The organism is Shigella sp. SIG3, from assembly GCF_053555855.1.
The window spans coordinates 1-13,553 of sequence record NZ_JBQZXE010000104.1; the positions used below are offsets into that span (position 1 = coordinate 1).

11 protein-coding genes, 1 tRNA gene and 3 pseudogenes are annotated in these 13,553 nt (G+C 52.7%); 5 read left to right on the forward strand and 10 right to left on the reverse strand.

What is annotated here, in order from left to right; all coding sequences use genetic code 11:
• Positions 1–900: pseudogene (gene yafC / locus ACUU1I_RS15980) on the reverse strand (DNA-binding transcriptional regulator YafC); the annotation flags it as partial.
• Between the two features lie 240 nt (positions 901–1,140).
• Here yafC and ACUU1I_RS15985 point away from each other — a divergent pair.
• Together ACUU1I_RS15985 and ACUU1I_RS15990 are read left to right on the forward strand one after the other, a co-directional pair.
• On the forward strand, positions 1,141–1,941 hold the full coding sequence (locus ACUU1I_RS15985; protein WP_001230983.1) for an endonuclease/exonuclease/phosphatase family protein: 801 nt from the start codon (positions 1,141–1,143) through the stop codon (positions 1,939–1,941).
• A 77-nt stretch (positions 1,942–2,018) separates the two neighbouring features.
• On the forward strand, positions 2,019–2,789 hold the full coding sequence (locus ACUU1I_RS15990) for a class I SAM-dependent methyltransferase (RefSeq protein WP_000211684.1): 771 nt from the start codon (positions 2,019–2,021) through the stop codon (positions 2,787–2,789).
• 47 nt (positions 2,790–2,836) lie between these two features.
• Here ACUU1I_RS15990 and mltD read toward each other — a convergent pair whose 3' ends face one another.
• The gene (mltD, locus tag ACUU1I_RS15995; RefSeq protein ID WP_000644685.1) at positions 2,837–4,195 is read right to left on the reverse strand and encodes a murein transglycosylase D; all 1,359 of its coding nucleotides are present in this window, start codon (positions 4,193–4,195) and stop codon (positions 2,837–2,839) included.
• Positions 4,196–4,266: 71 nt separating this feature from the next.
• The gene (gloB, locus tag ACUU1I_RS16000; RefSeq protein ID WP_001052755.1) at positions 4,267–5,022 is read right to left on the reverse strand and encodes a hydroxyacylglutathione hydrolase; all 756 of its coding nucleotides are present in this window, start codon (positions 5,020–5,022) and stop codon (positions 4,267–4,269) included.
• A 33-nt stretch (positions 5,023–5,055) separates the two neighbouring features.
• Between gloB and ACUU1I_RS16005 the strand changes: the two genes are divergently transcribed.
• A complete protein-coding gene (locus ACUU1I_RS16005) occupies positions 5,056–5,778 on the forward strand; it encodes a class I SAM-dependent methyltransferase (protein WP_005060310.1) in 723 nt (240 codons plus the stop codon).
• Here ACUU1I_RS16005 and rnhA read toward each other — a convergent pair.
• Positions 5,775–6,242, reverse strand: coding sequence for a ribonuclease HI (gene rnhA, locus ACUU1I_RS16010; protein ID WP_000917883.1), 468 nt, complete (start codon positions 6,240–6,242; stop codon positions 5,775–5,777). The two genes, ACUU1I_RS16005 and rnhA, sit on opposite strands and share 4 nt — an antisense overlap.
• Positions 6,243–6,306: 64 nt before the next feature.
• On the opposite strand from rnhA, the gene dnaQ reads away from it, so the two are divergent.
• On the forward strand, positions 6,307–7,038 hold the full coding sequence (gene dnaQ / locus ACUU1I_RS16015) for a DNA polymerase III subunit epsilon (RefSeq protein ID WP_001366128.1): 732 nt from the start codon (positions 6,307–6,309) through the stop codon (positions 7,036–7,038).
• A 132-nt stretch (positions 7,039–7,170) separates the two neighbouring features.
• A tRNA-Asp gene (locus tag ACUU1I_RS16020) sits at positions 7,171–7,247 on the forward strand.
• Positions 7,248–7,377: 130 nt separating this feature from the next.
• Here ACUU1I_RS16020 and ACUU1I_RS16025 read toward each other — a convergent pair.
• From ACUU1I_RS16025 to tagK, 6 genes and pseudogenes are all read right to left on the reverse strand, one after another.
• Positions 7,378–8,424, reverse strand: a complete 1,047-nt coding sequence (locus tag ACUU1I_RS16025; RefSeq protein WP_000402248.1) for a type VI secretion system protein TssA — start codon at positions 8,422–8,424, stop codon at positions 7,378–7,380.
• Between the two features lie 10 nt (positions 8,425–8,434).
• A pseudogene (gene tssG / locus ACUU1I_RS16030) lies at positions 8,435–9,430 on the reverse strand (type VI secretion system baseplate subunit TssG).
• The gene (gene tssF, locus ACUU1I_RS16035) at positions 9,427–11,310 is read right to left on the reverse strand and encodes a type VI secretion system baseplate subunit TssF (RefSeq protein ID WP_000371515.1); all 1,884 of its coding nucleotides are present in this window, start codon (positions 11,308–11,310) and stop codon (positions 9,427–9,429) included. Before tssF ends, tssG begins: the two are co-directional and overlap by 4 nt.
• Positions 11,311–11,325: 15 nt before the next feature.
• Positions 11,326–11,820: a type VI secretion system baseplate subunit TssE gene (gene tssE / locus ACUU1I_RS16040; protein ID WP_001276640.1), complete on the reverse strand. Its 495-nt coding sequence runs from the start codon at positions 11,818–11,820 to the stop codon at positions 11,326–11,328.
• Entirely contained in the window at positions 11,817–12,647 is an 831-nt protein-coding gene (locus ACUU1I_RS16045) for a type VI secretion system accessory protein TagJ (protein WP_000183809.1), read from the reverse strand. The genes tssE and ACUU1I_RS16045 overlap by 4 nt, the downstream gene beginning before the upstream one ends.
• A pseudogene (gene tagK, locus ACUU1I_RS16050) lies at positions 12,634–13,548 on the reverse strand (type VI secretion system-associated protein TagK). The gene ACUU1I_RS16045 and the pseudogene tagK overlap by 14 nt, the downstream one beginning before the upstream one ends.
• Positions 13,549–13,553: the final 5 nt, after the last annotated feature.

Consider the following 13,553-nt stretch of genomic DNA (forward strand, 5'->3'; position numbering starts at 1 on the left):
CTCCTCCGGGAGCTGTTTTTACATGCTCGCTAAGGAAATCGATAAAAGCCCGGATGCGCGTACTTACCGCACGGTCGCTGTAATAGACGGCACTGAATGGCATTTCCACTGGCAACACTTTATCTGCCATTAACTCCACCAATTATCCGCGAGCGATTTCTTTGTCGATCATGTAGTCGGACAAACACGCAATCCCGTTGCCACTCAGGCAAAGCTGTTTCAGTGTTTCCCCACTATTGGATGACAAACCGTACTTCACCTCATGTAATTGTCCATCACTACAGGCTATCGGCCAGGTATTGAGGGAAGCGGGTTCAGTGAATCCCAGGCAAACATGTTGCTTTAAATCGTCGATCGTTTCTGGCTTCCCGTAGCGGGAAATATAATCGGGGGAGGCGATAATTTTTCGATAACTGTTAAATAACGGCCTGGCACGTAAGCTGGAGTCCGTTAACGTACCAGCGCGTATCGCGACATCCACTTTTCTTTCGATCAAATTAATAATCGTTTCGGAGGAGACTAGCGATAAAGTGACTTCCGGATAGCGTTCACGGAAAGGCTTAATTAACGGCATCAGAAAGTGCAGCACCACTGGAGTTGCGGCATCGATCCGTAACAGTCCACGCGGTGTATTACGCGTCTCCATAATTTCTGATTCTGCCGCTGCCATCTCCTGCAAAATTGACTGTACGCGACGAAAATAACGCTCGCCTTCTTCCGTCAGGCTAAGTTGCCGCGTGGTCCGATTAAGCAGGCTAACGCCAAGTTTCATTTCCAGCTTTTTCACCGCCCGGCTTACCGCTGAGTTTGCTTGCCCTAAAATTGTTCCGCTGCCCGGCTAAAGCTGCCGCTTTCGACGACCGAAACAAAAATGGCGAGTTCTTCCGACGTGGCTTTCATTTTTGCTCCTGTTGCAAAATAGATGAGATATTTTGAATTTATTTGTCATTAAACCATCAGGATGCGTGATATGTCATCCGATTTAATGTTCTCAATAATGAGCAAATTTCTGACCGGTGTAAGCACTTGCTTACATAACAATATACAATTGCTCGTTGAAAGAGTGAGCTAAAATCCCTATAACAGTAGAACCCTCCCGAGTGCGGAAGGGTTGACGTAATAGAGGTTTCAAAGTCAAAAGTGCGAAAAAACACCTATGCCATGCGCTATGTTGCCGGACAACCTGCGGAAAGGATCTTACCGCCGGGGTCTTTTGCGAGCATCGGCCAGGCATTACCACCTGGAGAACCGTTAAGTACCGAAGAGCGTATTCGGATCCTGGTGTGGAACATATACAAACAGCAACGCGCTGAATGGTTGTCGGTATTAAAGAACTACGGCAAAGATGCACATCTGGTGTTATTGCAGGAAGCGCAGACAACGCCAGAGTTAGTACAGTTTGCGACCGCTAACTATCTTGCCGCCGATCAGGTGCCCGCTTTCGTGCTGCCACAACATCCTTCCGGTGTAATGACCCTTTCGGCGGCGCATCCAGTGTATTGCTGCCCGTTACGTGAACGAGAACCCATTTTGCGTCTGGCGAAGTCGGCACTGGTGACGGTCTATCCATTACCTGACACCCGCCTGTTGATGGTGGTTAATATACACGCCGTCAACTTCAGTCTGGGCGTGGATGTCTATAGTAAGCAGTTACTTCCTATTGGTGATCAGATAGCTCACCACAGCGGCCCGGTCATTATGGCGGGAGATTTCAATGCCTGGAGCCGTAGAAGGATGAACGCGTTATATCGCTTTGCGCGGGAAATGTCGCTGCGCCAGGTGCGTTTTACCGATGATCAGCGCCGTCGGGCGTTTGGCCGCCCGCTCGATTTTGTTTTCTACCGTGGTCTGAACGTCAGCGAAGCTTCTGTATTGGTTACGCGCGCTTCCGATCACAATCCGCTACTCGTTGAATTCAGTCCCGGCAAGCCTGATAAATAAGGTATGTCAGGTCTGCCACAGGGCAGACCAACGTTTGGCGCTGTCCTTTTATACTCAAACAACAAAAGGACAGCGCAATGACAACACAATCCCACCATGACCACGTAGAAAAGCAGTTTAGCTCTCAAGCCTGCGAATATCTGACCAGTACCGTACATGCATCCGGACGAGATTTACAGCGCCTGGCGGTGCGTCTGGCTGATTATCCTGGTGCAAGTGTACTTGATATGGGCTGCGGAGCAGGGCATGCCAGCTTTGTTGCTGCGCAAAACGTGAGCGCGGTGGTGGCGTATGACTTATCTGCCCAAATGCTGGATGTCGTGGCACAAGCTGCCGAAGCCCGGCAACTGAAAAATATCACCACCCGCCAGGGATATGCTGAAAGTCTGCCATTTGCCGATAACGCATTTGATATTGTTATCAGCCGTTATTCTGCCCATCACTGGCATGATGTTGGTGCAGCACTGCGTGAAGTGAACCGGATATTGAAACCTGGCGGTAGGATGATTGTGATGGACGTAATGTCTCCGGGTCATCCAGTGCGCGACATCTGGTTACAGACGGTAGAAGCATTACGCGATACCTCTCACGTACGAAACTACGCCAGCGGTGAGTGGTTGAGGTTAATCAATGAAGCCAATCTGATAGTTGATAATTTAATTACAGATAAGTTACCGCTGGAATTTTGTTCATGGGTCGCGAGAATGCGTACGCCAGAAGCGTTAGTAGACGCTATTCGCATTTACCAACAGAGCGCATCGACAGAGGTGAGAACGTATTTTGCCTTGCAGAATGACGGCTCTTTCACCAGTGATATCATCATGGTAGAAGCACATAAAGCGGCATAAATAAAAAAGGCACCGGGGGAATCGGTACCTTTTTATTATCTGGTTTGTCAGGAATCTGGCATGTTGTTGTTTTTCACAAACAACGTCAGCTTGTCGCCTGGTTGCAGATTCGCAGTGTCGCTGTTCCAGCGCATCACATCTTTGATGTTCACGCCGTGGCGTTTAGCAATGCTTGAAAGCGAATCGCCTTTGCGCACACGATACGTAATGCTATCGCTGTTGTTTGCCAGTCGCTGTGCGCTACTGCCTGCACCAATCGTCAAACTTTGGCCTGGCTTCAGCTTAGATCCGCGCAGTTTGTTCCACTGCTGCAAATCTTTGGTGCTTACGCCGAGACGTGAAGCGATGCTTGAAAGCGTGTCGCCAGAGCGTACGGTGTAAACACGGCTGTTAAGCGGCGTATTGTCGGCAACCAGCGTCGACTGTACAGCAGCAATTTCGCCTGAAGCGAGAGATTCACGCAGTTGATCTGCATGCTTCTTTGGCACCATCACGTACTGCGGCCCACTTGCGCCCAGCGTGGAGCCTTTCACGCCAGCGTTGAATGTCTTCAGCTTGCTGACGGAAATCCCCGCCATATCTGCAACCTTCGCCATTTCAACCGGGCTACTCAGGTGCACACGCGCCAGAGCACGGCTTTCATCGGTCGTTGGCAGACGTACGCCATAACGCTTGCTGTTTTTGAGAATATCACTCAATGCCAGCATTTTAGGCACGTACTGCTTCGTTTCCTGCGGCAACGGTAACGACCAGAAGTCCGTGGATTTCCCACGCGCTTTGTTCGTTTTAATTGCCTTCATGACCCGACCTTCGCCGCTGTTATAAGCCGCTACGGTCAGAAGCCAGTCGCCGTCAAACATTTTGTTCAGACGCTGCATCATATTCAGCGCGGCAGTTGTTGAAGCAACAACATCGCGACGCGCGTCATAATTGCGGGTCTGTTTCAAACCATAATTGCGCCCCGTGCTCGGAATGATCTGCCAGATGCCTGCGGCATTGGCGCCAGACGTTGCGTGAGGATCAAAAGCGCTCTCCACTATGGGTAGTAGTACCAGTTCCATAGGCATGTTACGTTTTTTAACTTGCCCTGCTATCCAGTACATATACGGCTCTGCCCGTAAAGTTACATCGTGGAGATAGCTCTTATTGCGTAAATATTTCTGTTTCTGTTCGCGAATCCGGTCATTTTCCGGAATTCCCATCTTTAGCTCGTCGCCAATGAAAGCCCACAAGTCACCATCTGGCGCGATAGACGTCCCATCGTCCATCCATCGTGCCTGACTTGTAAACTTTGCTGCTTCCCCTTGACCAGCTGCAGAAAGGCTCTGTGCGTGCTGTTGAACGTTGCCGGTACTCTGGCAACCCACGAGCAGGACAGAGGCGAGTAATATCGCTTTTGCCTTCATGTGTGTGTCAATAGTTGCTTAAAAGACGACCGATCATAACGGCGAACGGAGCCGATGACAAGAAAGTTTTATCAGAACCTATCTTTCTTTGACCTTAACCATGCAAAACGCTCTTCAGGTTGTTGCAATAATGTTTCTTCATTAATTACATTAATTAAATCAATATCTTCCGTTCTTAAAAAAACATTAATTTGCCGCTCATTTTTCAGAATTACGGGTAGTGTTATTTGATTTTTTGCCCGTAACTCCTTAACTTTACGATAATAATCATTTATGGACAAATCGTGCGGAAAAATACTCAAAGCAAACTTCATATTTGATAACGTATATTCATGAGCACAACATACCAATGTATCGTCAGGTAACGCACTTAGCTTTTTAAGTGATTGATACATTTGTAAAGCTGTCCCTTCAAACAACCGACCACACCCACCAGAAAACAGCGTGTCGCCGCAAAATAGATAAGGTTTACTGAAGTAACAGATATGTCCTAAAGTGTGACCCGGTGTGGTAATTACACTAAATTCATGCCCTAAAACGAAGGCAGTTTCGCCATCTTTGACTACCTGTGTTGTTCCCTTATCTTGTGTCTCTTGTGGACCATACACCACAATTTGCGGAAACTTTTCCACCAGTTCTTTTACGCCGCCAACGTGATCGTGGTGATGGTGGGTTAGAAATATGGCCTCCGGTTGCCAGTTATTGGCGGTAATGGCGTTTAATACTGGCTCTGCGTCTCCGGGATCGACAATCAGGCAGCGACCTGCCTCATCATTCAAAACCCAGATGTAATTGTCATCAAAGGCGGGAATACTGTTAAGATTCATAGATTACCTCTCAGTGTAAAACGGAAGGTTGTGATGAAACCGGCAAGAGTCCCTCAAACTGTCGTGGCTCCTGATTGCTGGGGCGATTTGCCCTGGGGAGAGCTTTATCGCAAGGCGCTGGAGCGCCAGCTCAACCCGTGGTTCACTAAAATGTATGGTTTTCATCTGCTTAAGATTGGCAATTTAAGCGCAGAAATCAATTGCGAAGCGTGCGCGGTTTCTCATCAAGTGAATGTTTCTGCGCAAGGAATGCCCGTCCAGGTGCAGGCGGATCCACTTCATCTTCCTTTTGCCGATAAATCCGTTGATATTTGTCTACTGGCACATACCTTGCCGTGGTGCACCGATCCGCATCGTTTATTACGTGAAGCCGATCGGGTACTGATTGATGATGGCTGGCTGGTGATTAGTGGCTTCAACCCCATCAGTTTAATGGGATTACGCAAACTTGTGCCGGTATTGCGCAAAACCTCGCCCTATAATAGCCGGATGTTTACTCTGATGCGGCAACTGGACTGGCTCTCTTTGTTGAATTTTGAAGTGCTGCACGCCAGCCGTTTCCACGTTCTCCCGTGGAACAAACACGGAGGAAAACTATTGAATGCGCATATTCCTGCGCTTGGTTGCTTACAACTTATTGTTGCCCGGAAACGGACTATTCCTTTAACGCTAAATCCGATGAAACAGAGTAAAAACAAGCCACGAATTCGCCAGGCGGTTGGAGCCACCCGGCAATGTCGTAAACCACAGGCTTAAACTTCGACTTGGTAGCCCGTATCTTCCAGTGTGGGATTCATCGCCGCGGCACGAGCCAGTTCATCACAGCGTTCGTTTTCCGGGTGTCCGGCATGGCCTTTAACCCATTCCCATTTGATTTGATGCTGCCCCAATGCAGCATCAAGACGTTGCCAGAGATCGACATTTTTTACTGGTTTTTTGTCTGCTGTTTTCCAGCCACGTTTTTTCCAGTTATGGATCCACTGGGTGATACCCTGGCGGACATACTGGCTGTCGGTACTCAAAATGACTTCGCAATGTTCTTTTAACGCCTCCAGCGCGACAATAGCGGCCATCAACTCCATACGGTTGTTGGTGGTGCGGGTGTAGCCTGCGCTAAAGGTTTTCTCGCGTCCGCGATAGCGTAAAATAGCGCCGTAACCCCCAGGTCCAGGATTACCCAGACACGAACCATCGGTGAAAATTTCTACCTGTTTAAGCATCTCTGGTAGACTTCCTGTAATTGAATCGAACTGTAAAACGACAAGTCTGACATAAATGACCGCTATGAGCACTGCAATTACACGCCAGATCGTTCTCGATACCGAAACCACCGGTATGAACCAGATTGGTGCACACTATGAAGGCCACAAGATCATTGAGATTGGTGCTGTTGAAGTAGTGAACCGTCGCCTGACGGGCAATAACTTCCATGTTTATCTCAAACCCGATCGGCTGGTGGATCCGGAAGCCTTTGGCGTACATGGTATTGCTGATGAATTTTTGCTCGATAAGCCCACGTTTGCCGAAGTAGCCGATGAGTTTATGGACTATATCCGCGGCGCGGAGTTGGTGATCCATAACGCAGCGTTCGATATAGGCTTTATGGACTACGAGTTTTCGTTGCTTAAGCGCGATATTCCGAAGACCAATACCTTCTGTAAGGTCACCGATAGCCTTGCGGTGGCGAGGAAAATGTTTCCCGGTAAACGCAACAGCCTCGATGCGCTATGTGCCCGCTACGAAATAGATAACAGTAAACGAACGCTGCACGGGGCATTACTCGATGCCCAGATCCTTGCGGAAGTTTATCTGGCGATGACCGGTGGTCAAACGTCGATGGCTTTTGCGATGGAAGGAGAGACACAGCAGCAACAAGGTGAAGCAACAATTCAGCGCATTGTACGTCAGGCAAGTAAGTTACGCGTTGTTTTTGCGACAGATGAAGAGCTGGCAGCACATGAAGCCCGTCTCGATCTGGTGCAGAAGAAAGGCGGAAGCTGCCTCTGGCGGGCATAAATACATGTAAAAGGCGCTAAAAATAGCGACTTGGGCGATTTTTGCAGCAAACGATTCAAAAGATGAGAAAAATCGTTGACGAAGGTCGAGGCAATCCGTAATATTCGCCTCGTTCCCAACGGAACACAACGCGGAGCGGTAGTTCAGTCGGTTAGAATACCTGCCTGTCACGCAGGGGGTCGCGGGTTCGAGTCCCGTCCGTTCCGCCAATATTCAGAAAGCCCGAATCAGTAATGATTCGGGCTTTCGTCGTTTTGGTGAAGTGAGAATTTTTCACTCCGAAGTAAAACGGATATGATTTAAAAAATGGCCAGACATTATAAATTCTGGCTACTTCTGTTACTCCAGCGCATCCCATTTCTCCAGCAGTTCTACTGGAATTTCATTTATTACCTCCGAGACGCGTTTTCCGACCAGGCGTTCTGCCTGGCGCAGCAAAGGAATGGTCGGGCTGCTCGGTTCGCTGTGCTCAAACCAGCGACGGATGACACGCAGGCGTTCCAGCGCGTCGTTTCGGTCGCGGATCTGCCGGGGTTCTGCGCCGGTCATCGGTGATATTTCCTCCGCGATATGCACCGGTAGCGCAATCTGCTCTGCCTGCATCTGTTCAGTATGAACGATGGTGGCGTTTTCCGGCTGCTCAGCCTGTGGTTGTGGCAGGATCTCCGGCGTGGTGCTCTGCACTGCTCCCGGTAACAGGGCCAGCAGTTGCGTCAGACGGGAGAAGTCCGGTGCCTGGTCATTCAGCGTTTCACGCGCATGGCGTTGCAGCCGCTCAGTGGTCTCTGCTGCCTGGCGAAAGGCATCCAGCGGCAGTGTGCCGCGCGCTTCCAGGTCTGCCAGTTGCTGGCGTACCGATTCTGGTGCCAGCGCATCCGCCGGGCGTAATGCAGATAGCGAACGCTCCACATCCCGCACCTGAAGGCGCATGGCAGCATTATTTGACAGTGTAATGCCACGAATATCCGCCATTACACCTTCGTGGTCCAGCAACGCCGCCAGCGCGTTACTGCGTGCCACCGCAGCATCTTCGGCGGTGATATCTTCAGTCGCGAGCAGTTGAGGATGGATGGCGTCCGGGTACGTGGAGCACAACGTTTCCAGCAGCGTGAGCGCCTCCGACAGTCCCCTGGCACCGGCCTGCTGGATACGGCAGCGCAGCAGGACAACCAGAATGCGGATATCTTTGCTGCGCATCAGCAGACGATGGGCGTCCCGCTCAAGCTCCGCCCAGTTAATGTTTTCCGGCGTACTGACAAAATCGCCATATTGCGCTTCTTCACGCGGTGCGGCGCGGGTGAACAGCAGCAGGTATTCCGGATCGTACTCCAGATCCGGGCCGCAGGGGCATTCCGCCGAAATTGGGTCAGACAGGAATATTTCCATTTAATTATCCTCAGTGCGCCAGGTAGTGTTCTGGTTCGAAAATCATGCCCGTCACCGGGTTGTCGTGCATGGCTTTACCCGCCCATGCAGTCCAACCCAGTTGGTACGGACCACCGGTAACAGCCGGAGGGGCGGCGTGGGGCTTTAGCTGTAGCTCAATTTCCCAGCAGTATTCATAACCACTAAAGGCGCGGACCAGTTCTGTCAGGACGGGCAGGTTATTGCTGCCAGGCAGAAAACGTCGGTAATCCTCCAGCGTCAGCGGGCCGATAACCAGCCGGAACTTATACTGCATGTCCGGCACGGCCTGGCCGATGAGTGCACTATTGCCAATAACGGAAGAGGGGGCAGGCATCCCCAGCCGGGTGATCTCATCGTCCGCCACGGCTATCCAGTGCAGGACATACTCCTGTATCCGGAAAGGTACACCGAAATAGTGCGCCAGCGTGGTGGCCAGACCGTCCGGATTGCGGGACTCACGCACCAGATGGGCCGATGCCGCCAGACGAGCGTGATCTGGCAACGGGCTGTCAGCGCTCTCCCGCAAATCCTGCCCGCTGAGGCTGGCGACATAAAAGGCAAAGCGGTCATGTTGCGGTTTATCCAGACCGCCCCCAGCGGACTGGGCGCTGCGCCATGCCTGGTAAAACTGCGTCAGCCAGCGGTGATGAAAAAGATCAGAAAAACGGGTCAGCGTCGGATCGCGTCGGCTTTCAGTCCGGTTACGCGCCAGTTCGGTGTAGTGCAGCGGCAGTGGACCGTTCGGCCCCCACAGCCCGAGGCTGTACAGACTGATGTGCAGGCGCCCTTCCTGCCAGCCCACACTGGCGATTTCTCGTGGCGCAAAGGTCAGCGCGGGCGTTTGTCCGAGGCGAAATTTTTCCATCCGTGGTTGCTAGGTGTTGCCCGCCGGAACGGTACACAACTGCACATCCACGCGGCGCATCAGGTTCAGAAAACCGTAATGCCAGGGGGGTTCCTGCGCCTGAGTGAAATCGTTGCTCATACGCTTCCCCGCTGTCCCGCCCTGACAGGCCAGGTCATAATTTTGCCGCGCTGCATGCTGTGCAGCGTCATCTGCGAGAAGGTATTAATGGAAACATGGCGGGCGATATAGTGTTCCAGCACCAGGCCGAACAGATACGGACTGATGCCGGAAAAACCTTCTTCATCCACCGTCAGTTCACAACTGACGCCACGCCCATAGACCAGTAGTCCGGAACCGGGCAGACGGCGGGTGACCGGGGTCGTTTTACAACCAATCAGGCTGCGCACCTGGCGCGATTGCGGACTGTCATGAGCAGGAATAAACAGGTTCAGCAGATCTCGCAACGCCTGGCCGCCGGTACGGTGATCCAGATCGGCCAGCGGCAGATAATTAAAAGATAACTGGCGGATCAACCGCCATGCCATCTCACGTTCAGCCAGCGGGGGCTGCGGCGAGCGTGGCGGGCGGATAAGCCCTACGCCCGCCACCGGGATGGCTGCATCCACGGTTAGATCGTCCCGGCCATTGCGGGCAATAAGACAGGGCAGATCGCGGTTAGTGACCATGGCCGTGATGGTGATGTGGCGCAGATTTTCCGGGTACGGCGCTTCATACTGGTCAACCAGCGACAGGAACACTTCCGAGCCCGTATAGGGGGTACGGGTGCCGTAACGGCGGGCGTTTTCTGATAAGCGGCGGGGCTCCCGGCGCAGGGAAAAATAACGTCCGTGATTGCCTTCATCATTATTGCGGGTGTGGTAGAGCGGGCGAAAGGCCATCTTCCGTGTGGTGTCGGTTTCCAGCCCTTCCACTTCCTGGACCGAGAACACCTCATAATCCAGCGGATGGGTTCTGTCCACCACCAGATGCTGTTCCGTCGTGCTGTGCGTGACATCGATCCGGGCGGTGACGCGGGGAAACAGGTTGATAACCGGGGTACAGAACAGGCTGAACTGTGCCGCATTTGTCTGGTGGATCAGCCAGTCCGGCGGCAGGCGGTTCAGCAGGATAACAATCTCCGCCACGCCACCGTCAATTTTCTGTAATCCGGCAGACAGGCCTGTCGGGGTGAAAAAATAGAAGCGTTCCGGACAGGCAAAATATTCATGCAGCAGGTTATGACCGTGAAACACGTTCCACGCCAGCGGCAGCAGCCCCTGATCCGGCTCCAGGCCTTCGTACATAACGGGCTGTTGCAGATTCACATCCAGCGCGCCGTCAAAATGCCCCGGAATGCCAGCCAGGGTCGCGATGGCGCTGGTATGTAGAAGTTCTAACAGGTGTGAGGCCGTACGCTCCTCGCCGCAGAGATAAAACGGCAGCCTGTCCAGTCCGGCAAGCTGACTGAACGTTAGTTCACCAAAGGTGCGCAGGGTAATACGCAGCGCCCCGGCGACGTGAATGTTGGCCGGCAGGTAGCGGTGCAGGGCAGGCATATCCGGTGGCGCGGCGGTCAGTCGCGCCTCTTCGATGGCGAGCGGCCACAGCGTTACATCCTGGCTGCTGCGAAACTGGCAGGCAGTGCTTTCGCCTTCCGGAATGGCGGAGAAAAAGGCTGTGTCGCGCGGGACGGTAAATCCTTTCGCCAGATCGCCTTCTTCCGTATCGGGATGCAACTGCGCCACGCTCATTGAGGGCGTGGGTGTGACGTAATTGGGGCTGACCACTTCCAGCGGGCGCTGGGTGAAACGGGGGAATTCAGCGTCAATTTTTAGCTGCGTGCGGGCGGTCAGGAAGCTGAAGGCCTCGACCATTCGCTCTACATACGGATCGGCAATATCCGTTCCCTGCATGCCCAGCCGGGCGGCGACTTTGGGATGACGGGCGGCAAATTCGGCTCCCGTTTCCCGCAGATAGCTCAGTTCGCGGTTGTAGTATCCCAGTAGCCGTGGATCCATCGGTCTCTCTCTGAATTAAAAAAACGTAATGCGACTCTGCTCCATATCCAGCGCGCTACGTACCCGGAATGCAGTCGGATACGGCTGCGTGAGGATCTCGCCGCGAATTTCAAACTGTAATGTGTTATGGCCACTCTGGCGGCGCTCATCCTGAAGTGGGATGATTTGCAGGGTGGACGCTTTCAGCCGGGGTTCAAACCGGGTGATGGTTCGCAAAATGGCCCTGCGGATATCGTCCCACTTGTGCTCATACAGAAAGCTGCCCGCCAGTGGCGGCAGGCCGTAGTTAAGTACGGACGCTGCCGCGTACGGATAACGTGCAGCATCAATATCATCTTCATGGCTGACGGTGTTGAGCAGAAATGACAAATCCCGGCGGATGATCTCCTTAATCTGAACCGGGCTGACGCTGATACCGTGGTCGCGTTTCTGGTTTGGGGCGTCGTCACACAGGCGGTCAAACAGCGTGGGCAGCAGGTGATTGCCTGGACGCTGGCGGGAAGCGCTCACGCGTCGCTTCCTTCAGCGGTGTTAAAGGTACAGGTGGACAAATCCAGCAGGCTGATATCGCCGTGACCGGTGAGCCACACCCTCTGACCCAGCGCCTGTACCAGTGTCTCTCCCGGACCGTCCTGCCAGACCGTTTCCCGGCACAGACGCAGGGAGTCGGCAGCCTTTTCAGAGCCGCTGTAGCGGGGAAACAGCCAGGCACTGTGTGTATCGCCATTGTTCAGGGTGACGTTGACGGGTTTCCAGATCAAATCGATCAGATGCGCAGGCCGCGGCGATTTCAGCGAACAGATTTGTGAAAACGGCAGCCAGATATATGCTCCGCCCGCGATCAGTTCGAGTACCGGACCGGTACGGGAGTCGCTGTCGCTAATCCAGTCAAATGCGCCGCCATTCCACTGCCCGGAAGTGTCTGTTATGGCCTCAAGCGCGCGGCTGCGGTGAGCATCAGCTTCCTGCGCTTCACCACGGGCGTTACAGGCGAGGGTGGTCAGCAGATCCTCCATCCAGGCGGGCGGCGGGAGAATAACACCGGGCCGCTGTTCGCCCTGAAAGCAGGCGTGGCGGTATATCTCACAGCGGATCAGCTCGCCAAATACCTGCGCTTCGCGAGTATAATTTGCGTCCATCCGGGCGCATAGCTGGATCTGTTGCAGTGCCCGCGACCAGTCGCCTGCCACGCACAATAACTGAAACAGGCTGTGGCGGCGGGAGGCCTGCGCTGGGTGCATCCTGACCTGTTGCTCTGCCATCTGAATGCCCTCCACCACGGAATAATCCCGCAGCAGCGCCGACAAGGTAATCGGTAGCTCGTTATTGTTTGTCATGATATATCTCTCCATGTTGTGCCGGGTTTATCCGGTAATGGTTGTCAATGCCAATGATGCGATGCTCTTTCCGTGTCAGATCTGGCAGTACGGTGTTATGCGCTGTTTCCGGGGCGTATTCCGGGGAAAGTAAATGCAGGATATCAGGGGGAGTCTTTTCGACAGGCCAGATAGTTTCATCTTCGCCAGTGGCATCCAGTACATTGAGAATAGCGTCAATGCTTAACCCACCAGTGACCATATCCTGCAATGTCTCGGCTTCGGTGACCAGGTCACGCAATGAATCCAGATCCTGCGAGGAGGGCTCTTCGTTAAAAGGAAAAGGATCAGCATGGCGATTAAGATCTTGTTCGGGAGATAACAACGCCTCGCGGTATTCCTGATAAAGTCGGGTCAGGGCATTTCCTTTTTCCGCACCTTCTCCGGTGGAGGAGGCTCCATGAACAGGAATGATATCGAATGGATTTTGTGATGTCAGATGCTGCTGCCTGAACCAATCCAGATCCAGATATTCGGTTATTGCTTCCGACGTGATGGCAGTCTGCGATATCGTTTTTACTGTGCTCAGGTCCGGAGATGATGGATTGCCATGTACAAGGCACTATGAAGATAACCCCCATTCTATCAGGTCGCCTTCATTCAGACGCATACGGTGATGAGGTTCCACAATCTGGTCGTTTACCGTACAGCAATATTCGGTAGACTGATTGATAATCCACCATGCTTCTTCGTGGCGGGTCAGAGTGAGGGCAATCTTTACATCATCATTCACCTTAAAAACAGGAATCCAGGGAGAGGTAACGGTGAAGATAATTTGTGTTCCTTCAGTCGCGTAAATTGTGTTATCGGCGATCCCGTGCGCCTGTATTTTTTGGAGTCCCCACGTAATATTTGGTTTCATTGTGT